Below are 24,455 nucleotides of genomic sequence, written 5' to 3'. Positions count from 1 at the left end.
GTGCCGGAGACCGTTCAGCAGCTACTGCGACAGCGCAGACACGACGACACTCCCGCGATGGTCTACGGCGAGCGGACCTGGACCTGGCGCGAACATCTCGCAGAGGCAGAAGCCGAAGCGGCCGCGCTGATCGGACTCGCCGACGCGACACGTCCACTCCACGTCGGCGCCCTGCTCTCCAATTCGCCCGCGATGCTTCGCGCCATGGCCGCCGCGGCGCTGGGCGGGTACGTGCTGTGCGGCATCAACACCACCCGCCGCGGAGCCGGTCTGCTCACCGACATCCGGCGCTCCGACTGTCAACTCCTGCTCGTCGACGCCGAACACCTGCCATTGCTGAATGGCCTGGATCTCAGCGACATTCGGGTGCTCGAGGTGAACGAGACACGTTACGCCGAAGCGGTGGCCGCGGCGCCACCGCTGGTTGCGCACCGAGAGGTCGCCGCTGCCGACACCCTGATGATGATCTTCACCTCGGGCACCAGTGGTGATCCCAAGGCTGTGCGGTTCGCGCACGGGATGGCTGTCATGTGCGGGGCCAGCCTGATCTACCAGTACGACGTCACCGCCGACGACGTCTGCTACCTGTCGATGCCGTTGTGTCATTCCAACGGCGTGGCGGCAGGGTGGGCAGTGGCCGTCGGAAGCGGCGCCACGATGGTCCCGGCCCGGTTCTCGCCGTCGCGTTTCCTCGACGACGTGCGCCGCTACCGGGTGACGTATATGAACTACGTCGGCAAGCCCCTCGCGTTGATCCTGGACACCCCCGAACGTCCCGACGATGCCGACACGACGCTGCGGATGGCATTCGGCAACGAGGCAACAGATCGCGATATCACCGAATTCGCAAGGCGATTCGGTTGCCGCGTGGTGGACAGTTTCGGCTCCAGCGAGTTCGCGGTGATCGTCGTCCGAGAAGACGGCGCACCGCCGGGGTCGATCGGCAAGCCCTACCCGGGAGTGAGCATCTACAACCCGGCGACCCTCACGGAATGCGCCGTCGCGCGGTTCGACGAACACGGAGCGCTGACCAATTTCGAGGATGCCGTCGGCGAACTCGTCAACACCAGCGGCGCGGGACCGTTCACCGGTTACTACAACGACCCGAACGCGACGGCCGAGCGGATGCGGCACGGCATGTACTGGTCGGGCGACCTGGCCTACCGCGACGCAGGCGGCTGGATCTATCTTGCCGGCCGCACCGCGGACTGGATGCGGGTGGATGGCGAGAACCTGGCCGCGGCGCCGATCGAGCGAATTTTGGAACGCCTGCCGCAAGTCAGCCAGGTCGCGGTCTATGCCGTGCCCGACGACAGGGTCGGCGACCAGGCGATGGCGGCCCTGGTGCTCCGCAGCGGAACGCGGTTAGAGCCAGCCGAATTCGAGAAATTTCTTGCTGCTCAACCGGATTTGTCGCCGAAAGCGTGGCCGCGCCATGTGCGCATCAACGAAGACCTGCCGGCGACAGCTACCAACAAGATCCTCAAACGTCGGCTGATCGACGCCGGAGTCAGCGCGGAGGGCGGCACGTTGTGGACGCGCCCCGCCCGCGGCACTACCTTTAGCCCGACGGTCGAGAGTGCGGGCCCGTAGCCGCACCGCCGCCGCGGCCGCCTGCCGAATTAGGCGGCGGACTAACTGTTTTGGCAGAGCTGGGTGCTTCGCCGAAGCGGGCCAGTACCAGTGTTGCCAAAACTGCTATCACAAATCCCGCGACGACCACCCAGCCGAGGCCGTCGCGGGCGCTGTCACCCAACCACACCACCCCGACCAGGGCAGGGGCGATCGTTTCACCGACAACCATGGCGGCCACGGTGGTTGTCACAGACCCGCGTTGTAGTGCAGAGGTGAGTAACAGGAATCCTGCGGCCCCGCCTGCTGCCGCCGCGTAAAGGGCGGGGTTTTGGTAAAACTCGATTTTGGTGGGATTGACCACGTCGATCAAACGCACCCCGATCTCCACGACACCGAATCCGCTCCCTGCGCCGAGCCCCAGAGCAAGTGCGCGCGGACGGTCACTCAATCGACCAGCTACCGCACCCGCGAAGAGTACTGCAGCGACCACGCCCAACAACGCCCAGCCGAGTCCGGCTGGGGCGCGCCGAAAGTGGCCCGGTCCAGCGGCGAGAGCGAGCACGGCCAGGCTCACGCAGACCACGCCGACGGCGGTCCACTCAGTTGGCGACAGTCGTGCCGCAAGCACCCATGCGGACACGACGCCGGTGACTGCGATCGAGGCCGCGAGCGCCGCGGCAACGACATAGATCGGTACCAAGCGCAGTGCCAGCACCTGCAGCAGAAACCCAACCCCGTCAAGACCAATGCCGGCCATGAATCGCCACTGCCGAACGGCCCGCCATAGCAGCACAGCGTCGACGCCCGATTTGCTACCGGCTTCCACCGACCGCGTCCCGGCAGCCTGCATCACCGTTGCAGCGCCATAACACACCGAGCAGCCCAAAGCGAGCAGAAAGCCGACGAGCATGCGACGACGATAGCCCCGCCGCTGTGGAGAGCACGTCGCTCGATGTTTGGGCTGGTCGAAGATGGGCAAGTCAGGTGGACGAGCGCAACGACCGTGGGCAGTCCAGCCAATATCAGGTCAGTGAACATCTGTGCGCTCCGATTCCTGCTGCATAGCGTTGTATAGCGCTGTACACCACTTGGTTCCATCTCTTATTTGAAGTCAGTGAACGGTTGTGTACTGTGTCGACTATGGCTGAACGTGGAGCCCCGCCCGAAGTCCCGCGCGGTCGTAGGTTGTTCCTACGAGCGGTGCGGCGGCTGTTCAGCCCGCTGCAGCCCGACGATTACCTGGAGATGATCAACCCGCTCTGGACGACGAAGGAGTTGCGCGGCAAGGTCGACCGGGTCGATCCGCAAGGGTCCGAAGCGGCGAGTGTTTTGATTCGCCCGGGATATGAATGGCCTGGTCACAAGCCCGGTCAGTACGTGCGCCTCGGAGTCGTTATCGACGGTGTCTACCACTGGCGGGCGTATTCGCTGACGTCGGATCCGTCGCCCGAAGACGGTTTGATCAGCGTGACGCCAAAGAAGGTGGACGGCGGTGTGGTCTCGCCGTACCTGGTGCAAAAAATCCAGCCCGGCGATCTGGTTCGGCTCGGCGAAATAGAAGGCGTGTTCACGCTGCCCGAACCGTTGCCGTCCAAGATGCTGTTCATCAGCGCCGGAAGCGGCATCACGCCGATCATGAGCATGCTGCGCAGCCTCGATCATCGTGGCGAGCTGGGCGACGTCGTGGTCATTCATTCCGCCCGCACGCGCGAACAGGTGATGTTTCTGCCGGTCCTCGAAGACCTCGACGGACGACACGAAGGAATGCGGCTTGATCTGCGACTCACATCGGAGCGGGGTCGCCTCTCGCCGGGTGACCTGGACGACGTCTGTCCGGACTGGCGCGAACGCGAAGCCTTCTGCTCCGGTCCGACTGAAATGCTCGACGCGCTGATCGAGCACTGGGAAAGCAATGGCGATCCGGATCGCCTGCATTTCGAGCGGTTCCAGCCGAAGATCGGCGGTGACGGCGCGGCTGGCGAAGGCGGCGAGGTCCACTTTCTCGACAGCGATAAGACCGCCGAATGCGATGGTGGCACATCGATTTTGGAGACGGGCGAACAAGCCGGCCTAAATCTTGCCTACGGCTGTCGAATCGGAATCTGCCACACCTGCGTTGGCACGCTGAAGTCGGGCAAGCTGCGTGACCTGCGCTCCGGTGACGTCATCGAACCTACCGGGCAGGACGTACGGATCTGTATCAACACCGCCGAAGGTGACGTCGAACTCGAACTGTGACGAAAGGAGCCACGGTGACCAGCACTCTGCAGAGCCGGGAAAGCCCGCTCGCCCACCTAGGCGAACAAGAACGGGAAAAGCTCGCCAAGGAACTCGACGCGATTCATGACGAAGTGTTCGCTGATCTTGGCGAACGCGATCGCCGGTACATCAAGATGGTCATTTCGGTACAGCGGCAAATTGTTGTCGCCGGCCGTGTGCTACTGCTGGGGTCGCGATCTAAAACCGCGTGGGTTCTCGGGACGGCGTGTCTGGGTATGGCCAAGATCCTGGAGAACATGGAGATCGGCCACAATGTGATGCACGGCCAATGGGACTGGATGAACGACCCTGATATCCACTCGTCGGTGTGGGATTGGGACACCGCATCTACCGCCGAGGCGTGGAAGCATTCGCACAACTACATCCACCACACCTACACCAATATCCTGGGCAAGGATAAAGACCTCGGCTACGAGATCATGCGGATCGATCCCAATCAGCAATGGCGCTGGGGATATTTGTTCCAGCCGCTGTACAACTTGCTGCTCACGGCGCTGTTCGAGTGGGGCGTGGCCGTCCACGACATGGACATCGAAGCCATTCGCGCCGGCGAGAAACCGTGGTCGGAGGTGCGGAAGGACCTGAAAGGAATCGGCGTAAAGGCACGCTCACAGATCATCAAGGATTACGTTGGCTGGCCGGTCATCAGTGCCGGCGCGTTTGCACTAGTGCAACTGGCCTCGCGCGGCCGGCTTGATCAGCCAGCGGAGTCGCGCATCGGCCGGCGGCTCCGCAAAATATCGAGCAAAGGCCGGGTCGGCGCCACGGCGACATTTCTCGACCGCACGTTGCCGGGCGTGGAAAGCACCTATCTGCGCACCTTGGCCGCCGACGCAGTGGCCAACATCATTCGTAACGTGTGGGCACACGCCATCATCTTCTGCGGCCATTTTCCCGATCAGACCTACACGTTCACCGAGCCGGAAGTCGAAAACGAGACGCGCGGCGACTGGTATCTGCGCCAATTGGTTGGCGCGGCCAACATCGAAGGCAGCCCGTTGTTCCACGTCATCAGCGGCAACCTGGGTTACCAAGTTGAGCATCATCTGTATCCCGACATGCCGAGCAGTCGATACTCAGAGATCGCTCCGAAAATCAAGGAGATCTGCGAGCGCTACGAACTGCCGTACAACTCCGGAAGGTTTTCGAAGCAGTGGTACACGGTGCACCGCAGCATCTTTCGATTGGCCTTCCCGGGTGGGAAGCCACGGCCGAAACCCGGCCCGTACCGCGGCGACGACCGGCACTCGGGACCAAAGGACCCGGGTGAAGGGCAGCGGTTCCGTGACCGCGTCCCGGCCGAACACCCGTCCGCCGGTCCGGAGCACGAGTCCAGCGGTGTCGAAGTGCAGCCGCCGCCACGCGGCAAGGATTGACCTGCGTTTCTGCAGATTCGGCCGTCAGACGGCGCCGTATAACTAGCAGTAGCTTTACTTCCCGCTGCGCCGCGCGGTGCTTTGCCTATGATCTGGTGATGAGCGGGAGTGGGCTGGAGACCCTGGGATCGCCCGCATTCACTGCCGAAGACGCGGCCCGGTATCGAGCGCAGGGCTGGTGGTCCGACCTCACGCTGTCGGCTGCGGTCCGCGCCAACGCGGCCCGCTCACCCTACCGGCCGGCCTATGTCGACCAACCCGGCGCGCGGCTGACTTGGCGTGAATTCGACTGTGCAGCAACCAGTGTGGCCGAGCAGCTGACCGGCATCGGAGTGTCGCGTGGCGACCGGGTAGCGGTGTGGCATGGTGACTCCGCGGCGATCCATGCGCTGTTCGTCGCGGTCGAGCGCTGCGGCGTTGGCGTCGTCGGCATTGGTGCCCGCGCCGGCATCCGCGAGGCGGCGGCGATCCTGCACAGTTCGCAGCCCAAAATCGTGATCAGCGATCAGCAGCGCAGTGGTCCGGCAGCGGAGGTGGCCGCCGATTTCGGGCTGCCATTGCTGGTCCTGGGTCAGGACGCGGGCGCGCTGCGCCTTAACACCGGTGCCGAGCCCGGGGTGCTGGCACCCGAGTCGCAACTCGGGCCCGACGACGCCTTCCTGATCAACTCCACCTCCGGCACCACAGGACAGCCCAAGTGCGTCGTGCACACCCAGAACCGTTGGTTCTACTTCCACCAGAAGGCGGTCGCCAACGGGCTACTGACGTCCGACGACATATTCTTGCCGGTGATACCAATGCCGTTCGGTTTCGGAATCTGGACCAGCCACACCACCCCGATCTACCTCGGTGCGACCGCGGTGATCCTGGACCGGTTCACGGCGAGGGCGGCCTGCGAAGCCATCGCCCGGCATGCGGTCACAGTGTTGTGCTGTGTCAGTACGCAATTGACGATGTTGATGGCCGACAACGCTTCCCGCGACTACGACCTGAGTTCGTTGCGTGTCGTCTTCGCAGGCGGCGAGGCGTTGCCGTTTCGGCCCGCCGCCGAGTTCGAAGACCTCACCGGCGCCAAGATTCTGCAGTTCTACGGCTCGAACGAGACCGGAATGCTCAGTGCTACCACGCTGGACGACTCCCGCCAACGCCGCCTGGGTACGGCCGGCCGGATCGTGGCGGAAATGTCGGTCCGGCTCTTCGAGGGCGACCGCGACGTCACCGCGACGGGGCGAGGCCAACCCGCGTGCCGAGGCCCCGCGACCAGCCTCGGCTACCTCGGCGGCACCGACCACGACGAGTTGTTCACCCGCGACGGATGGATGCGCATGGGCGATATCTGCCAAATCGACGCCGACGGCTATCTGAGCGTCACGGGCCGAACGTCGGATTTCATCCTGCGGGGCGGGAAGAACATCAGCGCCGCACAGGTTGAGGACGCCGTCACGACCCACCCTGCGATCGCGGTGGCCGCCGCGGTCGCGATGCCCGACCCGGTGTTCGGCGAAAAGGTCTGCGTCTATACCGAACTCGTCGATTCGCACACAATCGATCTGCCTGAGCTCGTCGAGCATTTGTTGACGCTGGGCGTTTCCAAGGAACTGCTCCCCGAGCGACTCATCGTGGTCGACGAACTGCCCCGATCGTCCGGCGGCAAGGTCGCCAAAGGCAAGCTTCGGGAAGACATCCGGACCAGAATGGAGGCCAATCATGAACGCACCTAACGCACGTCGAGGCGGCCTCGAGGTGTGGGCGCCATCGGTGGTCCCCCCGATCGGGGTCGAGCTGTCCAACGAGCAAGCCCTCGCCGTGGCCTTCCGCCACCTCGCCGCGATCGGCTTTGCCGAGAATATGGCCGGACATATCACCTGGCAGCCCCACGGCCAAACAGAGATGCTCGTCAATCCGTGGGGGCTGTGGTGGGCCGAACTCACCGCGTCCGACATCTGCGTGGTGGACACCGACGCGCGGGTGGCCCGTGGTCGTTGGGATGTCACGCCGGCCATTCACATTCGCACCGAATTGCATCGGGTGCGCGATGACGCCCGCGTCGTTATCCACAACCACCCGTACTACGTATGCGTGCTCGCGGCGCTGGGCAGGCTGCCCGAACTGGTGCATCAGACCGGTTCGCTGTTCCTGGACGACCTGTGCCTGGTCGACACCTACGACGGCGAAATCGACAGCGCCTCCCGCGCGGCCGAACTCGCGGCCCGCATCGGAAGCGCCAACCTCACTGTTCTGGCCAACCACGGCGTCATCGCGACCGGCCGCAATCTGCCCGAAGCCGTCTATCGGGCCGCATCGATCGAGCGGGTGTGCAAGCTGGCCTATGACATCATGCTGACCGGTCAGGAGCCGGTACAGATGAACTGGTCGGACATGGCCGGGATGCAACGATCGCTGATTGAACGGGCCGCCGACGTGTATTGGGCGGGGGCAGCCCGCATGACCATCAAAGCCGATCCCGATGTACTCACCTGAACCGCCAAAAGACGCAAAAGCACCCCAATTCTCCTCGAATTGGGTGCTTTTGCGTCTGTTCGCCCAAGGAGATTGCCGACGATGAAACCGATCGACGAGCTGGCTGCCAACCTGAGCTTCACCACCGCCAAGACCGGCGCGGAGCGTTCGGTCACGTTTCTGCCGGACCCACCGCGAGCGCGACGCCGCTACACGGTGATTTCGGCCGACGATCACATCGTCGAACCTCCGGACACGTTCACCGGACGCGTGCCGCGAAAGTTCGCTGACCGTGCGCCGAAAGTCGTGGACACCCAGCAGGGCGGACAGACGTGGGTCTATGACGGTCAGGAATTGCCCAATGTCGGTTTCAACGCCGTGGTCGGGCGACCCGTTTCCGAGTACGGGTTCGAGCCGGTTCGGTTCGACGAAATGCGCAAGGGAGCATGGGATATTCATGCGCGCGTCAAGGACATGGATCTCAACGGCATATACGCGTCACTCAACTTCCCGTCCTTTCTGCCGGGCTTCGCCGGCCAACGGCTGCAACAGTTGACCAAGGATCGCGACCTGGCGTTGGCTTCGGTGCGCGCATGGAACGACTGGCATCTCGAGGTGTGGGCAGGTTCGTATCCAGGCCGGATCATTCCGTGCCAACTGCCTTGGCTGCTTGACCCCGAGGCCGGCGCAAAGATGATCTACGAGAACGCCGAGCGTGGGTTTCACGCGATCACGTTCAGCGAGAACCCGGTGATGCTCGGACTGCCGAGTATTCACTCAGGTCATTGGGACCCGATGATGGCAGCGTGCGCGGAGACCGGCACCGTGGTGAATCTCCACATCGGATCTTCCGGTTCCTCGCCGTCCACCACCGAGGACGCGCCGCCGGACGTACAGGGTGTGTTGTTCTTCGCCTACGCCATTTCGGCGGCGGTCGACTGGCTGTACTCCGGTCTGCCCAGCAGGTTTCCTGATCTCAAGATCTGTCTGTCGGAAGGCGGAATCGGCTGGGTCGCCGGACTGCTCGACCGGCTCGACCACATGCTGAGCTATCACGCGATGTACGGCACCTGGCAGGCGCTGGGTGAGAGTTTGACTCCCGCAGAGGTGTTCACGCGCAACTTCTGGTTCTGCGCAGTCGAGGACAAGTCGTCGTTCGTACAGCGGGACCGGATCGGCGTGGACAACATCATGCTGGAAGCGGACTACCCGCACTGCGACTCGACCTGGCCTCACACCCAGGAAACGATCCATGAACAGGTCGGCGACCTGCCGCAGGAAGCGATTCGCAAGTTCACCTGGGAGAACGCTTCGCGCCTGTACCGCCACCCGGTGCCGGTGGAAATACAACGGGATCCAGAGGCATTCTGACAGCTGCGAGGCAGAGCTGGATCGGTAATGTGCGGTGAGGAGCAAGGTGACGACGGCCAAGGTTGATTTCAGCTCGGTTCAGTGGGGCTCGGTGGAGTGGACGAACCTGGTTACCCTGTACCTGCGCGCGTACGAAAGCCGTTCGCCGCATCCGATTCTGGGTGACCAGGCGGCGGCCGAGGCGGTCGAGCGCATCGACTACGACTTCAAGCGGATAAAACGGTCCTCGGTCCCGGCGTCGAACCAGTATCTGGTCGTACTGCGCGCCAAGCAGCTCGACGACTGGTGCGCGGATTTCCTTGCCCGTCACCCCGACGCCGTTGTCCTGCATCTCGGGTGCGGCTTCGACGGGCGCGCGTACCGCCTCCACCCACCGCCGACCGTGCTTTGGTTCGACCTCGATCAGCCGAGCGTCGTCGAATTGCGCCGCCGGTTGTACACCGAAACCGATCACTACCGGATGCTCGGCTCGTCGGTGACCGATCCACAGTGGCTGGACGGCATTCCGACCGGACGCCCGACGCTTGTCGTGGCCGAGGGGCTGCTGATGTACCTGCCTGAGCGCGAAGTTCGCCAGTTGCTTGATCGCCTGATCGCCCGATTCGACCACGGCGAGCTGCTTTTCGACACGATTTCACCACTGGGGCCGCCAATGTCGAAAGTTTTCACGAATGGCATCGTCAAATGGGGCATTCGCGATGCCCGCGCTATGCAGGCATGGAATCCAGCGCTGCGGTTCCGCGAGCAGATGTCCGTGTTCGCCGGATACGAGAAGATCGGATCGACTCCCATGCGGTGGATCTACAAGCTGCTGTCGATGCTGCCGATCGGCGCCTACGACGTGCTGAATCGCTTCGAATTCGCCGTGGCGGCTTAGTGGATCAGGCTTGCCAGCTTGTTGGCCGGCGCTTGGTTGAGATAGCCAGTGGCGGCTGGGCCCCCGGAGCGGCCGAGATCACCGACGCTCATGCGGAGCGGCCGAGATCACCGACGCTCATGCTAGCAACCCCGGCTGGGTATCGTCGTCAGCGTGAAACGCCCCAACTTCCTGGTGATAGTGGCAGACGACCTCGGATTTTCCGACATCGGCGCGTTCGGCGCCGAGATCAATACGCCGAACCTGGACCGCTTGGCCTATGCGGGATGCCGCTTCACCGATTTTCATTCGGCGCCGGCATGCTCGCCCACCCGGGCGATGCTGCTGACCGGAACCGACCACCACGTCGCCGGCATCGGAACTATGCTCGAGGTCGCCACCCCCGGATTCGCCGGCGCGCCAGGCTATGAAGGCTATCTGAACGACCGCGTCGTCGCCTTGCCCGAGTTACTGCGCGACGCAGGCTATGTGACGTTGATGTCGGGCAAATGGCATCTCGGAGACACGATCGAGACATCGCCGTGGGCACGCGGATTCGAGCGTTCGTTCGCCCTGCTGCCGGCCGGCGCCAGCCACTACGGCGGCGCAAAAGCTGGCGGATTCTCCCCGGTGCCAACGCTTTACACCGAGGATGACCGGTTCGTCACCGTCGGCGACGACTTCTACTCATCGGACTCCTACACCGATACTTTGTTGCGTTACTTGCGTGAACGCTCCGAAGATGACGACCGACCGTTCTTCGCCTACCTGCCCTTCCAGGCGCCGCACTGGCCGCTGCAAGCTCCGCAAGAATCCATCGCGTCATATCACGGCCGCTACGACGCGGGACCCGACGCCTTGCGAGAGGCACGTTTGGCCGCACTCACGCGGCTCGGATTGTGCGAGCCCGATGTCAGACCGCATCCCGTCGTGGCCGACGGCGCTCCCGAGTGGGCCGACATGACGGCCGACGAACGCGCCCGCTCGGCCCGAAGCATGGAGGTCTACGCCGCCATGGTGGAACGCATGGATTGGAACATCGGGCGGGTGACCGCTTACCTTGCCGAGACGGGCGAACTTGACGACACGGTCGTAATCTTCTTGTCCGACAACGGCGCAGAGGGAGCGATCGTCGAAGCGATGCCGCTTCGTGGTGCCCAGATCGCCGCCCAGATCGAAAAGCATTGCGACAACAGCCTGGACAACCTCGGCGGCCCCACCTCCTACATCTGGTACGGCCCGCGCTGGGCACAAGCTGCGACTGCGCCCTCGCGGCTGCACAAGGCGTTCACCACCGAAGGTGGCATCCGCGTGGTGGGCTTCGTCACCTGGCCAGGTTTTGAGCGGCAGCAGCAGATCGGGACCGCGTTCGCGACCGTCATGGACATCGCCCCTACCGTGCTGGAATTGGCGGGCACCCGACACCCCGGGACGGCTTACCGCGGCCGCGAGGTGGCGCCGATGCGTGGCCGCTCACTGGTGCCCTACCTGTCGGGGAACAAAGATGCGGTACACGATGCCGAGACCGGCACGGGCTGGGAATTGTTCGGCAGGCGCGCTATTCGGCAGGGCGACTGGAAGGCGCTGTATCTGCCGCCGCCGTACGGAACGGGGGCCTGGCAGCTCTACGACCTCGGCCGTGACCCGGGCGAGACCGGCGATCTGGCCGCCGCCGAACCCGACAAGCTGGCCGGCCTCCTGGAGCTGTGGGACCGCTACGTCGAGGAGAACGGCGTCATCCTGAACCCCGTTTCGGTTTACGAACTCGACCTGCCGGATTTCTCGTGACACCTTATGCCACAACAGAGTTCGACGGTGAGATTCCGCTGGTTGCCGAATCCGGCCGGGTGCCCCGTATGCTGAGCGCTGATGGCTGACACAACGACGTGCGCGATTATCGGCGGCGGCCCGGCCGGGATGGTCCTCGGGCTGCTGCTGGCCCGGGCTGGTGTCGAGGTCACGCTGCTGGAGAAGCACGGCGACTTCCTGCGCGACTTTCGTGGTGACACGGTGCATCCGACGACGATGCGGCTGCTCGACGAACTCGGCTTGTGGGAGCGCTTCGCGGCTTTGCCCCACACCGAAGTTCACAAGGCGACATTTGAAGCCGACGGCCGCTCGGTGACCTATGTCGACTTCCGACGGCTCGGGCGTTTCGGCCAACCCCACCCATTTGTCGCAATGGTGCCGCAATGGGACCTGCTGAACCTGCTCGCCGAGGCCGCCGAAGCCGAGCCCACCTTCACGTTGCGGATGAACAGCGAGGTCACCGGCCTATTGCGGGAGGCTGGCGAGGTTACCGGTGTGCGCTACAGGGGACCCGAAGGCGCCGGCGAGTTGAAAGCCGAGCTGACCGTTGCGTGCGACGGCCGGTGGTCGATAGCTCGACACGAAGCCGGATTGAAGACCCATGAATACCCGGCCAACTTCGACGTGTGGTGGTTCAGGTTGCCGCATGAGGAAGACACTGAGTTCTCCTTCTTGCCTCGGGTCGGCCCGGGCAAGGCTTTGGGCGTGATCCCGCGCGAACGCTATTACCAGATCGCCTATCTCGGTCCCAAGGGCACCGACGGCGAACTGCGTGGACGCGGCATCGAGGCTTTCCGGCGTGACGTCGGCGCGTTACTGCCCGACATGACCCAGTCGGTGGCAGCACTGACGTCCATGGACGACGTGAAGCATCTCGACGTTCGGGTAGATCGGCTGCGTCGCTGGCACACCGGCGGGCTGCTGTGTATTGGCGACGCCGCCCACGCGATGTCGCCACTGGGCGGCGTCGGCATCAACCTGGCTGTCCAAGACGCCGTCGCGGCGGCAACCATATTGGCCGAACCGCTGCGCCGGCACGAGGTCACCGATCGCGATCTGGCGGCGGTCCGCCGACGCCGGCTATTTCCCACGGCCGTAACCCAAGCGGTGCAACGCGTGCTCCAGCGGGGCCTGCTCGGGCCACTCCTGCGGGGAGCGGACCCCACCCCTCCAACGGCCCTTCTAGGGCTGGTGGAACGGCTGCCTTGGCTGTCGTTTGTGCCTGCCTATTTCATCGGCGTCGGGGTTCGGCCTGAGCGTGCCCCCGCATTCGCGCGTCGTTAACCCGGCGGCTGCTAGCGTTCACCTCGTGGCTGGACAAGACTCTCCGCTGCGGATCGGCGTTTTAGGTGCGGCGCGCATTGCACCAATGGCGCTGATCAACCCGGCCAAAGAAAACACCGAAGCCGTAGTGACGGCAGTGGCTGCACGGGACGTGTCGCGTGCCCAGGCCTTTGCCGCCAAACACGGTGTTGACCGGGTGCACGATAGCTACGACGCACTGATCGGCGACCCCGAACTCGATGCCGTCTACATTCCGCTGCCGAATGGCTTGCACGGCAAATGGACTCGAGCCGCACTGGCGGCCGGAAAGCATGTGCTGTGTGAGAAGCCGTTCACCGCAAACGCTGCCGAAGCGCGCGAGATCGCGGAACTGGCCGCCGCGGCGTCGGATCGCGTCGTGATGGAGGCGTTTCACTACCGCTACCACCCGCTGACTCTGCGCATTGAGGAGATCATTGCGTCGGGCGAGCTGGGGGAGCTACGACGGGTGGAGGCGGCCCTGTGCTTCCCGCTTCCGCGGTTCTCCGACATCCGCTACAACTATTCGCTCGCCGGTGGGGCAACCATGGATGCGGGCTGCTATGCGGTCCACATGGTCCGTACTTTCGGCGGTCCGACCCCGGAAGTCGTTTCGGCGCAGCCGAAATTACGCGATCCTCAGGTCGATCGGGCCATGACTGCCGAAGTGCGGTTCACCGGCGGGCACACCGGCCAGGTCCGCTGTTCGATGTGGTCGAAGCGCCTATTGCAAATCAGCGCGAACGTCGTCGGCGAACACGGTGAATTGCGTGTTCTCAACCCGGTTATGCCACAGTTGTACCATCGGCTCGTGGTCCGGTCACGGGACGGCAAACGTGTCGAGCGATTCCCGCGCCGCGCCTCCTACGCGTATCAGCTCGACGCTTTCGCCGCCGCTGTGCTGCGCGGCGAGCCGGTGCAGACGACACCGCAGGACGCGATCGAGAACATGACCGTCATCGACGCCATCTACGATGCGGCCGGTCTCCCGCTGCGCAAGCCGAGCTGAACGTCAGTGAGCGACTTCGGATAATAATCGGCGTGCCGCGTCGACACACGGGCGGAGACGATCGATGGGGCTGACTCCGGCCGTTGCCAGTGACCTTTGCGGAATCTCGAGTTCGAGCACGATGTCGGCGGGCAACGCGGAGAGAATGTCGCGCAGCGGTAGTTCGCCCTGACCGGGAATCATGCGTTCATACATGGCTTCTTCCATGTAGTTGTCGATGCGTGGCTGCAGGGTTGTGTCGTTGAGCTGGGCGTAGCCGATGTAGTCGGGATTCAGCGCTGCCACGTCGGCGGCCGTGGATCCAGACCGCATCAGGTGCATGGTGTCGATCAACAGCCGGAAGTCCGGTCTCCCAACATGTTCCAAGGCCATTAGTGCGGTGGGCAGATCGCCCACCGTCAGGCCGGGCACGGGTTCGACGACGGTCTGGATGCCACGTTGGGCGGCAAGTTCGGTCAGGGCGGCGAACTGGGCGAACGTGCGACCGAGATCGGGGTCCAGGCTCACGGCGTTTATCCGGGGAACGCCAAGATCCGCCAATGCATCGAGATCCGCGCGGTAGGCGTGCATCTCACCGCCCGGCAGCACCAAAAACCCGTCTCCGAGCGTGATAGTGACGTCGCGATCGTCCATCGCGGCGAGCAAGTCCCTCCGCAGTGCGGCGTCGTCCCTGAGCGAGTACGGCGGATAACCCAGCGGCACCAGCGGCACTCCCTGCACAACAGTCGAGATGTGCCGGCAGTCAAGGTCTGCAGCGAGATGGACGAACTCTATTGGCGGAAGCGCGAATACGCTCAGAAAGCCGATGGCGAGCGTCTTCATTCAGGCTGGCTCGCCAGTCGGGCCAATTCGTCTGCTGCCGGTGCTGTTTGGGTGGTCAGCGCAATCTGTCCAGATGTGACCGCTTCTTGGATGGTCGGTGCTTCCAGGACGAGATCGTCGCGGACGAAGGCGACGTGGGCGTGCAGGTGCTCGGCGGTAAATGACGCCCACGCCGCGGCCGACGCCGGGTCCATGGTCAGATGCACTTCGAAGTAATCTGCGGTCAATGGCTTGGGCGGGTCCACGCGGATCAGCGCCAGCTGCATCGTCTCGGGGCCCAGTCTGTAGAGGGTGGTCCGGGCAAGATCACAGGTGGCCAGAACGTCGGTCGGCGCGACGGGGAGGTTCGGATTTGTCGCCGGGCAGTTGTCGGGCGTGGTCATCTTCGAGCTCTGCACCGGCCGCACCGGTAGCGGCCGAATCCCCGCCGCGGGCGCCACCGATTGAGTCGTCGTTGTCGCCGGCGGCGGTGCGGCAGTGGCCTTCGTGGACGAGGCGGTCGGTGCGGCTGGGTGGCGAGTCGAATGACAGTCGCACAGCAACGAGGCGAGCACAACGGCGGCCGTCAATGCCTTACCCGCACGACGAACCGTCCTGTGGGTTTGGCTTACGCTCACCGCCCCGCCTCCTGTCCAGCCTTTCTCTCGCACAACTCAGCCCAAGGTAGATGACCGTGGCTATCGGTCACGAAGCGCGAAGCGGCGTGTCGTGCGGGGATTTTCATGTATCGACCAGCGAAAAAGCATTGTCTCGTGGCGGGTGGATCGCTGACAGCCCGAAAAGCATTGGCAAGCAATGGGTCTAGAGGCAACAGCATGTTCCGCTGGCCGCGGCCGCACGATTGTCACCCGCGACGTCGCGTCGGGCCGCCAATCACCCTTTACTCACACTACGAATATAGAGTAGTGTTCTGATTCCAGGTATCGGATTTGAAAGACCAGAGCCAGGAAAGTCCACCTCTCATGGCCCAGCACACCGCCGCCGCGTCGCAGCGACGGAAGCCCAATCCTGCGGAGCGCCGCCGGGACCTGTGTGATGCGGCGATTCAGCTGTTGGCTGACGATGGGGCCAAGGGCTTGAGCCATTTGAAGGTCGACCGCAAGGCAACCGTGCCCGCCGGCACCACCTCGTTCTACTTTCGCACCCGCTCGGCGCTGCTGCGCGCCGTCGCGGAGCGGTTGGCCGAGCTGGATCTGGCGAGCCTGCAGTCCGTTGTCGACAGCGCCGACGGCCGGGGCGACAATCCCACGCCGTCGCGGTTGTCCCAAGTGGTGATACAAGCCGGGACCGAGCCGCAGTTGTCCCGCACCAAGGCCAGGTACGAGCTGACAATGCAGGCCACGCGCGACCCGGCGCTGGCCGCGATCATGCAACAGGCCACCGACGGGTTCACCAAGCTGCATCGGGAGATCCTCGTGCAGTTGATGCCGCACGGCGCGCAGCTGGAATCGGCCGTGGTGGAGGATCTGAGCAACGTCACGCTTACCTTCATCAACGGGCTGCTGCAGAGGGTCGCCCACGGCGACCGGATTGTCGACAGTGCCGAACAGCTGGACGGGATATTGGCGGCGATCGCTACCGGCATTCTGAAGAGTCCGAACAAGGGGCGGCTAACCCAGGCTGGTCGACTGCGTCCGGCGCGGCGGCGCCAGGCGGCATCCCGGGCGTCCGGCTGACATGCGCGGATTGGCGAGGGATGGGTGTCGGGATTCGCAGCTCCGTGGATCTTGCCAGAGCATCGGCTATATGGTTCTCTACGCAAATAGAGTATGCCGACGCTTGCCCGTCCGTGGGTCCTTTTCAGTCCCGATCCGTTCAGATTGCGCGAATCCACTGCGGAGTCGGCGTCCGGAAATGGCCTTCGTAGGAGGGGTTTCGTGACGACGAGTACTGACAGCGACGTCCGTTTCGACCCCTACGATGTCTCGCTCATCGCCGATCCGTACCCGACGTTCGCGCGGCTGCGTAACGAGGCGCCGCTCTACTACAACGCCGAATACGACTTCTTCGCGGTTAGCCGGTTCGCCGATGTCAACAAGGTGCTGGTCGACCATGGCACGTTCAGTTCCGCTCGGGGCGTAATCCTGGAATTGATCAAGGCCAACCTCGAGATCCCTTCGGGAATGGTCATCTTCGAGGACCCGCCGATCCACGACGTGCACCGCAAGCTGCTGTCACGGATGTTCACGCCACGCAAAATCAGCGCGCTGGAGCCGATGATCCGCGAGTTCTGCGCTCAGGCACTCGATCCGCTCGTGGAATCGGGACGGTTCGACTTCGTCGCCGACCTGGGAGCGCAGATGCCGATGAAAGTCATCAGCGCGCTGCTCGGCATCCCCGCGGACGACCAGGAGTACATCCGCGACCGCGCCAACGCCCAGGTGCGCACCGAGGCGGGTAAGCCCATGCAGGCGACCGAGAAGGGCCTGTCGGTCGGTGAGCAGTTCGCGGCGTACCTCGACTGGCGCGTGGAGAATCCGTCCGACGACATCATGACCGAGTTGCTCAACGTCGAGTTCGCGGACGAGACCGGCACCATTCGACGGCTGACTCGCGACGAAATACTGGTATACCTCAACGTCGTCGCCGGTGCCGGCAACGAGACGACCACACGACTGATCGGTTGGGCGGGAAAGGTTCTCGCCGAGCATCCCGATCAGCGTCGCGATCTCGTCGCAAACCCGGGACTGATCCCGCAGGCAATCGAGGAGCTGTTGCGTTACGAGCCACCGGCACCTCACGCGTCACGGTATGTGACCGGAGACGTGACTTTCTACGACAAGACGGTGCCGGAAGGAAGCGTGATGATGACTCTCATTGGCTCAGCGTGCCGCGACGAGCGCCAATTCGGGCCTGATGCCGGCAAGTTCGACATTCACCGGGCCGCTCGGCCGCACCTGGCCTTCAGCGTCGGCACGCACTTTTGTCTGGGGTCAGCGCTGGCGCGACTGGAAGGCCGGGTGGCCTTGGAGGAAATCCTCAAACGGTTCCCCGACTGGGAGGTCGATCTGACCAATGCCAAGCTCAGCCCGACATCGACGGTGCGGGGCTGGGAAACGATGCCGGCGGTGGCGGCGTGATGGCCGGTCGAGTTGAGGGGAAGGTCGCGTTCATCAGCGGCGCCGCCCGCGGGCAGGGCCGCAGTCATGCGGTGCGCTTGGCGCAGGAGGGTGCCGACATCATCGCGATCGACATCTGCGGCCCGATCGAGAACATGGCCTACCCGTCGTCGACACCTGAAGATCTCGCCGAAACCGCTGACTTGGTCAAGGCTCTTGACCGGCGCATCGTCACCGCGGAAGTCGACGTGCGTGATTACGACGCACTCAAGGCCGCGGTGGACAGCGGCGTGGAACAACTCGGCCGACTCGACATTATCGTCGCGAATGCGGGCATCGGCACCTTCGGCAACAAACTGCACAAGATTCCGGAGAAGATCTGGCAGGACATGATCGACGTCAACCTGTCAGGCGTGTGGAAGACTGTGAAAGCCGGTGTGCCGCATATCATCGCCGGCGGATGCGGCGGCTCCATCGTGCTGACCGGCTCGGTCGGCTCACACAAGGCGCTTGCCTACACCGGCCACTACATCGCCGCCAAACACGGCGTGATGGGAGTGATGCGCAGCTTCGCCGTCGAGCTGGGCCAGCACAGGATTCGGGTGAACTCGGTGCACCCCAGCCAGGTCAACACACCCATGACCATGAACGACGTGACGTACCGCCTGTTTCGGCCGGACCTGGAGAATCCCGGGCCGGACGACTTCGCACCGTTCTCACAAATGACGCATACCCTACCGGTGCCCTGGGTGGAAGCCGTCGACATCAGCAATGCCGTCTTGTTCCTCGCCTCTGACGAATCTCGTTATATCACTGGCGTTTCGCTGCCCGTCGATGCGGGCGCTTTACTCAAGTAGGGAGACAACCGATGCCCGAGTACGACTACGAAGAGATGAAGAAGGAAGCCGAGCAGTACATCAAGTTCGAAAAGGACGTCAAGAACAGGATCGCTTACATCACCTTCGACCGTCCCGACGCACAGAACTCCACCACGTTGGGGATGCGGCAGAACTACGCCGATTTGATCCACAAGTGCAACGTGGACGACGACGTCAAGGTCGTGGTAATCCGCGGTGAGGGCAAGGATTTCGGTAGCGGCGGAGACTTGCCCGAGCAGCGGGGGATGCTGGAGAACCCGGGCATGCCACTGCTTCACGAGGTCGCCATCAACGATGACGACGTCAAGTACCCACCGGGCGGATCGTACCGCTATCTGTCCACCGTCACCGACTTCTACGCCAAGGCGCGCGCCGGAAACCGTCCGCTGCAAGAGCTTAGGAAGATCAGCATCATCGAGGCCAAGGGCTACTGCTACGGATGGCACTTCTATCAGGCCGGCGACGCCGATCTGGTGATTTCCTCGGACGACGCACTTTTCGGGCATCCGGCCTTCCGCTACGTGGGCTGGGGGCCACGGCTGTGGTGGTGGGCGGAGACGATGGGCCTGCGGAAGTTTTCCGAAATGCTCTTCACCGGCCGGCCGTTCAGCGCCAAGGAAATGTATGAGTGCGGCTTTGTCAACAGTGTGGTGCCTCGCGAGAAATTGGAAGAAGAGACACTGAAGTACGCGATGGCGTGTTCGCGCTCGCGCCCGACGGACACGGTCGCGGTGCAGAAGACCTTCTTGGAGTTGTACAAGCAGCACAAGGGTGAATACTTCGGCAGTCTGCTCACCGGCATGGTCGAGGGAATGCTGCCGATGATCGCCAACGACCAGGAGAACGAAGTCGACCTCACCGAGGGCACTTTCAGCAAGGGCCTCAACAATGTGGTGAAAGACAACGATCTGAACTTCCCGCCGGAGTGGCGCCTGAGTCGCTCCGGGCGAAAGAAGCCGTGATTTCGGCATGCCGGCGCTGGCTGGTATCAGGGTCGTCGAGTTAGCCGAGACTGTCGCGGGGGAGTACTGCGGAAAGCTGCTGGCCGACTTCGGCGCCGAAGTGATCAAGGTTGAGGCGCCGGGGCGCGGCAGCCCGACTCGGAGGATGGCGCCGATCGTCGTTGACGGAATCGACGGCAGCGCGCTGTTTGCCTACTTGAATACGAACAAGCAATCGGTGGAGCTGGACGCTGGCGCGGCGGAACTGAGTCAGCTCATCGGCACGGCCGACGCGGTTATCGAAGACCGTGCGACGGGCTGGGCTGACCGGCACCCGGATGTGGTTTTCTGCTCGATCACTCCGTTTGGTCAGGAGGCGGCCGCGGAGTTCGATAATGCCAAGAGCATCAACGTTTTCCATGCCAGCGGATGGGGTTACCACACGCCCAGCCATGCCGACCCGGTCCAGCCACCGCTCTATGGACCCGGCCGATTTCTCGCAGACTACGAAGCGGGACTCGAGGCGGCGCTGTGCGTAGCGTCAGCGCTGTTCGTGCGTCTGCACACCGGAGCCGGCGAGTCCATCGACATTTCACAGCACGCGGTGCTGGTCTCCCGCGCCGATTGCATATTGGGCCGCTTCATCACCGGCGAGGTTCCCGCGCACGGCACTCGCGACGACTACGACCAGCAGGGCCCGGCAGCCTTTTTCGCCTGCGCCGACGGCTTTGTCTACCTGTACATGACCAGCCGAGCGCACTGGCTGGGCGTCAAGGCGCTGCTGGGTCACCCGGAATGGCTCGACGCCTTCGACGACGATTGGCTGGAGTTCTCCGTCACGGCGGAGAAGGTTGTGGCGTTTCAGCGTGGATTCGCGGAGTGGGTCCGCGGCTTGCCCAAGGAGGTTGCAGCCGAGCAAGCGCAGCGGCTGCACGTGCCGCTGGTGCCGGTCAACGACGCCGCAGACCTGCATGACTCGCCGCAATACCGACACCGTGGCTTTTTCCGCGACGTGCGCCACCCGTTGCTGGGTACCGCCGCGTATCCCACGGTCCCGTATGCGTTGAGCGCGTCCCCGTCGGAAATCGCCTTCGCTGCACCCACTCTCGGTCAGCACACCGCAGCTGTATTGGGCCGGCTCAGCGTACTGCGCACGGCGCCGGCGGTGAAGTCGCCACAACTGAAGGCGCCGAAGAACCGGCGCGGGGGTCCGTTGGAAGGAGTGCGCGTCGTCGAGCTCACCAAGGTGTGGGCCGGACCGTACGCGGGAAAGTTGCTGGCGCTGCTGGGCGCTGAGGTGATCAAGGTTGAGACGCCAACGGCCCCAGAGGAGATGCGCGCCTACGGCGGCACCGACATCAATCACGCGCCGTTCTTCCTGAGCATCAACCCTGAAATCCTCAGTGTCGACCTCGATATCAAGTCCGCTCAGGGTATGGCGCGGCTACGCGAGCTGATCGCCCGCAGTGACATCGTCATCAACAACCTCCGTCCGGGCGCAATGGAACGGCAAGGCTTGGGTTATGAACAGCTGAAGGCGCTTAAGCCGGACATCATCTCAGTGTCGATCAAGATGTGGGGCAACGACGGGCCGCTGGGGCATCAGACCGGCTATGCGCCGTGTTTCGCCGCGCTGGCCGGGCTGGCTGCACTGGTCGGCTACCCCGGCGGCACGCCTCTTGGGGCCAGCATGCGTTACGGGGATTCCACGGTTGGCGCAGCAGCTGCCTTTGCCGCAGTGGTGGCGCTGTTGCATCGCGAGCTCAGCGGCGCAGGGCAATTCGTGGACGTCTCGGCCGTCGAAACCCTCTCCTCGATGATCGGCGACTGCCTGCTGGAGCAGGGTTTGACCGAAGGCCCCTTCGAGCCCAACGGGAATAGCCATCCCGACCTGTGCCCGCATGGCTGCTACCCCTGCCTGGGCAATTCCTGGATCAGCCTGGCCGTCGCCAATGACGATGAATGGCAAAGGATGTGCGAGGTGCTGGATGCGGCGCCGCTGGCCGTGCGCTACCGGACAATGGGCGACCGGCGCGCTGACAATGAGACAGTCGACGCCGAGCTTGCGCGTCTGACCCGACATCATGACGCCGAACAGCTTGCGCACCGTCTACGGATCGCCGGGGTGCCGGCGACCAAGAGCGCCACCGCTGTGGATGTGATCAGCGATCAACGGCTTTGGGACCGCGGTCTGTATCGCTTCGTCTCCGATCACCGCGAAGGGCAGCGTCCGATACTGGGACCGTCTTGGCGAATGGCCCGCGCCGCGGCCCGGATCGAGCGCGGTGCACCCGACCTGGGCGAAGACACCGATTATGTTCTCCACGAGATTCTGCGCGTCGCATCGGGAACTGGAGCCCGGACATGACGCCTAGCCTGGCCGACACCGTGGCTCTGGTGACCGGCGCCAGCAGTGGCATCGGTGCGGCGACAGCCAAGGCGCTGGCCGCCCAGGGTGCCGCGGTGGCACTGTTGGCCCGGCGGGCTGATCGATTGCGGGATCTGCGGGTCGAGATCGAATCAGCCGGGGGCACTGCGCTTGTCGCTCCGGCTGACGTCACCGATGCCGGACAGGTATCGGCAGCCGTGCAGCAGACGGTCACGAAGTTGGGGCGCCTCGACATTGTGGTGAACAACGCCGGGTCGATGCAGTCCGGCCCCGCGGTCGAGGCGGACCTGCAGGACTGGGATGACATGGTGGCGGTCAATGTGCAGGGAGTTCTGTACGTCACCCGCGCCACGCTTCCGCACTTGATTGACGCGGCCGCCGATTCACCGCGCGGGGTAGCCGATTTGGTCACCATCAGCTCGACCGGGGGATGGGTGGCCCGGCCCGGCACCGCCGTGTATTCACTGACCAAATTCGGGGTGAACGCCTTCAGTGAGGGGATCCGCCAGGAGGTGCTGGGGAAGCGGGTGCGTGTCGGCGTGGTGGGGCCGGGAACCGTCGACACCGAGATCTTTGATCACCTGTCGACACCGTCGCGGGAGGCCTTCGAGCGCCAAACCGGCGACATGGTCAAGTTACGTCCGGAGGATATCGCTGACGCGGTGCTCTACATGGTGACGCGCGACCGTCGGGTGGCGGTCAACCACATGTTGGTACGTGCGGCCGAGCAGACCTGGTGATGCATGCACGCGCAGACTGACCGTTGGGTCGCCGGCGACCAGTTCGGGCAGGCGATTCCGGCTGACCCCGACGCGTTGCGCAGCGGTGGCTCACGGTTTCTCACCGATGCTTTTCGGGTGTCGGGTGTGCTCGCAGCGGACAACGCCGTCACCAGAATCAGGCATTTCCGCGAGATCGGCGGCGGCAGCACTGGACGCAAAGTTGTTCTGTCAGTCGACTACGACCGACCTCAGCCGGGCCTGCACCCCGAGTTGTTCGTCAAGTTCTCCCGCGATTTCGACAACCCGATGCGCGACCGCGGAAAGACGCAGATGGAGCCGGAAGTGCGTTTCGCTGCCCTGTCCCGCGCCCCCGGCTTCCCCATCGCGGTCCCTGCCGTGCTGTTCGGGGACTATCACCGCCGGACCGGGACGGGTCTGTTGATCACCGAGCGAATCAGGTTCGGCGCTAATGCAATCGAGCGTCAATACCACAAATGCCTCGATTACGAGATGCCCGAACCTCTCGAGCACTATCATGCGCTGCTCACCGCCGTGGCCCGCCTGGCCGGCTGGCATCGGTCCGGGCGCCTGCCGGTCAACTTGACCGCTCACTTCCCGCTGGACGTACAGGCTGCGACGGTGGGAGAGCGGGTGCCGATCAGCATGGATAAGTTGAACCGACGACTGACTCAACTGGCCGAATTCGCCAAAACCCATCGCGGGCTGCTGCCCGCCAACGTTGATTCGGTTTTCCTGTCCCGCCTGCGCGCCGAGGCGCCACGGCTGGCGGAGCACGAGGCCTTCATCGTGCGCCATCTTGCCGCCGATGATGACTATGTCGCGCTGTGCCATTGGAACGCCAACGTCGATAACGCCTGGTTCTGGCGCGACACCGACGACGTGCTGCGCTGCGGCCTGATGGATTGGGGATGCGTCAGCCAAATGAATATGGGCATGGCCATCTGGGGAGCCATGTCCGGCGCGGAGACCGACCTGTGGGAACAGCATCTCGACGAATTGCTGGATTTGTTCGTCGGCGAGGTTCGTCGTTGCGGCGGCCCGGATCTCGACGCGAGCCGGCTAGCCCGGCAAACTTTGCTCTACGCGGCTTCGATGGGCGTAGCGTGGCTGCTGGATGTACCCGCGTTGTTCCGCAGGCGATTCGGCGCCGCGGCGCCGAGCAGCCGCAACGATCTACGCATCAAAGATGACGAAAGCGTGCGTGCGCCGTTGCAGATGTTGTCAAACGTGTTGAACCTGTGGGAAAGACATCGCGTAGGGGACTTACTCGATGCGGCTATTGCCGAGAGCGTGCCCGAGGGTGACGAAGGACGACGGGTCGGCTAGCCTGCTCCTCCCGGAGAGCACGGCTGGCTCTCTGTAATCCCTTGTGTCACTGTGGTTTCAGTTTTCCCAACGCGGCGATTCTTGTCGGTGGTCGTTCGTAAACTTTGGGGCATGGGTGCGAGCAGTCGCGAAGAGATCGTCGAGGTCTTCGACGCGCTCGACGCCGACGCTGAACGCCTGTGCGAGTTGTCCTTTGACGTGTTGACCACCCCAGAGCGATTGCGGGCATTAGAGCGCCTAGAGCGGGTGACCCGCCGGC

20 protein-coding genes are annotated in these 24,455 nt (G+C 63.9%); 17 read left to right on the top strand and 3 right to left on the bottom strand.

Annotation, left to right across the window (positions count from 1 at the left end):
* Positions 1 to 1,593 (top strand): fatty-acid--CoA ligase FadD1, encoded by a 1,593-nt coding sequence (fadD1, locus tag AC5Y21_RS22795; RefSeq protein WP_499915790.1) that lies wholly within the window; start codon positions 1 to 3, stop codon positions 1,591 to 1,593.
* Here the strand turns inward: fadD1 and AC5Y21_RS22790 are convergent.
* Entirely contained in the window at positions 1,562 to 2,485 is a 924-nt protein-coding gene (locus AC5Y21_RS22790; protein ID WP_499915788.1) for a DMT family transporter, read from the bottom strand. The two genes, fadD1 and AC5Y21_RS22790, sit on opposite strands and share 32 nt — an antisense overlap.
* Before the next feature lie 230 nt (positions 2,486 to 2,715).
* Here AC5Y21_RS22790 and AC5Y21_RS22785 point away from each other — a divergent pair, with 230 nt between their 5' ends.
* From AC5Y21_RS22785 to AC5Y21_RS22745, 9 genes are all read left to right on the top strand, one after another.
* On the top strand, positions 2,716 to 3,813 hold the full coding sequence (locus AC5Y21_RS22785) for a ferredoxin reductase (RefSeq protein ID WP_499915786.1): 1,098 nt from the start codon (positions 2,716 to 2,718) through the stop codon (positions 3,811 to 3,813).
* Positions 3,814 to 3,827: 14 nt separating this feature from the next.
* A complete protein-coding gene (locus AC5Y21_RS22780) occupies positions 3,828 to 5,231 on the top strand; it encodes a fatty acid desaturase family protein (RefSeq protein WP_499915784.1) in 1,404 nt (467 codons plus the stop codon).
* Between the two features lie 98 nt (positions 5,232 to 5,329).
* The gene (locus tag AC5Y21_RS22775; protein WP_499915782.1) at positions 5,330 to 6,952 is read left to right on the top strand and encodes a class I adenylate-forming enzyme family protein; all 1,623 of its coding nucleotides are present in this window, start codon (positions 5,330 to 5,332) and stop codon (positions 6,950 to 6,952) included.
* On the top strand, positions 6,939 to 7,712 hold the full coding sequence (locus tag AC5Y21_RS22770) for a class II aldolase/adducin family protein (protein WP_499915780.1): 774 nt from the start codon (positions 6,939 to 6,941) through the stop codon (positions 7,710 to 7,712). Before AC5Y21_RS22775 ends, AC5Y21_RS22770 begins: the two co-directional genes overlap by 14 nt.
* Before the next feature lie 81 nt (positions 7,713 to 7,793).
* On the top strand, positions 7,794 to 9,062 hold the full coding sequence (locus tag AC5Y21_RS22765) for an amidohydrolase family protein (RefSeq protein ID WP_499915778.1): 1,269 nt from the start codon (positions 7,794 to 7,796) through the stop codon (positions 9,060 to 9,062).
* 46 nt (positions 9,063 to 9,108) lie between these two features.
* On the top strand, positions 9,109 to 9,939 hold the full coding sequence (locus AC5Y21_RS22760; RefSeq protein ID WP_499915775.1) for a class I SAM-dependent methyltransferase: 831 nt from the start codon (positions 9,109 to 9,111) through the stop codon (positions 9,937 to 9,939).
* A 153-nt stretch (positions 9,940 to 10,092) separates the two neighbouring features.
* Positions 10,093 to 11,706: an arylsulfatase gene (locus AC5Y21_RS22755; protein ID WP_499915773.1), complete on the top strand. Its 1,614-nt coding sequence runs from the start codon at positions 10,093 to 10,095 to the stop codon at positions 11,704 to 11,706.
* Between the two features lie 81 nt (positions 11,707 to 11,787).
* The gene (locus AC5Y21_RS22750; protein WP_499915771.1) at positions 11,788 to 13,011 is read left to right on the top strand and encodes an FAD-dependent oxidoreductase; all 1,224 of its coding nucleotides are present in this window, start codon (positions 11,788 to 11,790) and stop codon (positions 13,009 to 13,011) included.
* A gap of 25 nt (positions 13,012 to 13,036) precedes the next feature.
* On the top strand, positions 13,037 to 14,038 hold the full coding sequence (locus AC5Y21_RS22745) for a Gfo/Idh/MocA family protein (protein WP_499915769.1): 1,002 nt from the start codon (positions 13,037 to 13,039) through the stop codon (positions 14,036 to 14,038).
* Positions 14,039 to 14,041: 3 nt separating this feature from the next.
* Here AC5Y21_RS22745 and AC5Y21_RS22740 read toward each other — a convergent pair whose 3' ends face one another.
* Both AC5Y21_RS22740 and AC5Y21_RS22735 read right to left on the bottom strand, forming a co-directional pair.
* The gene (locus AC5Y21_RS22740; protein WP_499915767.1) at positions 14,042 to 14,860 is read right to left on the bottom strand and encodes a sugar phosphate isomerase/epimerase family protein; all 819 of its coding nucleotides are present in this window, start codon (positions 14,858 to 14,860) and stop codon (positions 14,042 to 14,044) included.
* On the bottom strand, positions 14,857 to 15,477 hold the full coding sequence (locus tag AC5Y21_RS22735) for a SecDF P1 head subdomain-containing protein (protein WP_499915765.1): 621 nt from the start codon (positions 15,475 to 15,477) through the stop codon (positions 14,857 to 14,859). The genes AC5Y21_RS22740 and AC5Y21_RS22735 overlap by 4 nt, the downstream gene beginning before the upstream one ends.
* Before the next feature lie 345 nt (positions 15,478 to 15,822).
* Between AC5Y21_RS22735 and AC5Y21_RS22730 the strand changes: the two genes are divergently transcribed.
* From AC5Y21_RS22730 to AC5Y21_RS22700, 7 genes are all read left to right on the top strand, one after another.
* Positions 15,823 to 16,536, top strand: coding sequence for a TetR/AcrR family transcriptional regulator (locus AC5Y21_RS22730; RefSeq protein WP_499915763.1), 714 nt, complete (start codon positions 15,823 to 15,825; stop codon positions 16,534 to 16,536).
* Positions 16,537 to 16,737: 201 nt separating this feature from the next.
* Positions 16,738 to 17,940, top strand: coding sequence for a cytochrome P450 (locus AC5Y21_RS22725; protein WP_499915761.1), 1,203 nt, complete (start codon positions 16,738 to 16,740; stop codon positions 17,938 to 17,940).
* Positions 17,940 to 18,776 carry a mycofactocin-coupled SDR family oxidoreductase gene (locus AC5Y21_RS22720; protein ID WP_499915759.1) on the top strand — a complete coding sequence of 279 codons (837 nt, stop codon included), beginning with the start codon at positions 17,940 to 17,942 and terminating at the stop codon, positions 18,774 to 18,776. Before AC5Y21_RS22725 ends, AC5Y21_RS22720 begins: the two co-directional genes overlap by 1 nt.
* A gap of 11 nt (positions 18,777 to 18,787) precedes the next feature.
* Positions 18,788 to 19,759 carry an enoyl-CoA hydratase/isomerase family protein gene (locus tag AC5Y21_RS22715; RefSeq protein WP_499915757.1) on the top strand — a complete coding sequence of 324 codons (972 nt, stop codon included), beginning with the start codon at positions 18,788 to 18,790 and terminating at the stop codon, positions 19,757 to 19,759.
* Between the two features lie 7 nt (positions 19,760 to 19,766).
* Positions 19,767 to 22,106, top strand: a complete 2,340-nt coding sequence (locus AC5Y21_RS22710) for a CaiB/BaiF CoA transferase family protein (RefSeq protein ID WP_499915755.1) — start codon at positions 19,767 to 19,769, stop codon at positions 22,104 to 22,106.
* Positions 22,103 to 22,867 (top strand): SDR family NAD(P)-dependent oxidoreductase, encoded by a 765-nt coding sequence (locus AC5Y21_RS22705; protein WP_499915753.1) that lies wholly within the window; start codon positions 22,103 to 22,105, stop codon positions 22,865 to 22,867. Before AC5Y21_RS22710 ends, AC5Y21_RS22705 begins: the two co-directional genes overlap by 4 nt.
* Positions 22,868 to 22,870: 3 nt before the next feature.
* On the top strand, positions 22,871 to 24,196 hold the full coding sequence (locus tag AC5Y21_RS22700; RefSeq protein WP_499915752.1) for a hypothetical protein: 1,326 nt from the start codon (positions 22,871 to 22,873) through the stop codon (positions 24,194 to 24,196).
* Positions 24,197 to 24,455: the final 259 nt, after the last annotated feature.

Source organism: Mycobacterium sp. NGS41 (genome assembly GCF_059812725.1).
Note: the sequence above shows the minus strand (reverse complement) of the source record. Positions and strands in the feature narration are given on the sequence as shown.

Excerpts from the sequence above, each read along its gene's own strand:
- AC5Y21_RS22790 (WP_499915788.1), bottom strand. The coding sequence starts at position 2,485 with ATGCTCGTCGGCTTTCTGCTCGCTTTGGGCTGCTCGGTGTGTTATGGC.
- AC5Y21_RS22785 (WP_499915786.1), top strand. The coding sequence starts at position 2,716 with ATGGCTGAACGTGGAGCCCCGCCCGAAGTCCCGCGCGGTCGTAGGTTG.
- AC5Y21_RS22775 (WP_499915782.1), top strand. The coding sequence starts at position 5,330 with ATGAGCGGGAGTGGGCTGGAGACCCTGGGATCGCCCGCATTCACTGCC.
- AC5Y21_RS22770 (WP_499915780.1), top strand. The coding sequence starts at position 6,939 with ATGAACGCACCTAACGCACGTCGAGGCGGCCTCGAGGTGTGGGCGCCA.
- AC5Y21_RS22765 (WP_499915778.1), top strand. The coding sequence starts at position 7,794 with ATGAAACCGATCGACGAGCTGGCTGCCAACCTGAGCTTCACCACCGCC.
- AC5Y21_RS22750 (WP_499915771.1), top strand. The coding sequence starts at position 11,788 with ATGGCTGACACAACGACGTGCGCGATTATCGGCGGCGGCCCGGCCGGG.
- AC5Y21_RS22740 (WP_499915767.1), bottom strand. The coding sequence starts at position 14,860 with ATGAAGACGCTCGCCATCGGCTTTCTGAGCGTATTCGCGCTTCCGCCA.
- AC5Y21_RS22730 (WP_499915763.1), top strand. The coding sequence starts at position 15,823 with ATGGCCCAGCACACCGCCGCCGCGTCGCAGCGACGGAAGCCCAATCCT.
- AC5Y21_RS22720 (WP_499915759.1), top strand. The coding sequence starts at position 17,940 with ATGGCCGGTCGAGTTGAGGGGAAGGTCGCGTTCATCAGCGGCGCCGCC.
- AC5Y21_RS22715 (WP_499915757.1), top strand. The coding sequence starts at position 18,788 with ATGCCCGAGTACGACTACGAAGAGATGAAGAAGGAAGCCGAGCAGTAC.
- AC5Y21_RS22710 (WP_499915755.1), top strand. The coding sequence starts at position 19,767 with ATGCCGGCGCTGGCTGGTATCAGGGTCGTCGAGTTAGCCGAGACTGTC.
- AC5Y21_RS22705 (WP_499915753.1), top strand. The coding sequence starts at position 22,103 with ATGACGCCTAGCCTGGCCGACACCGTGGCTCTGGTGACCGGCGCCAGC.
- AC5Y21_RS22700 (WP_499915752.1), top strand. The coding sequence starts at position 22,871 with ATGCACGCGCAGACTGACCGTTGGGTCGCCGGCGACCAGTTCGGGCAG.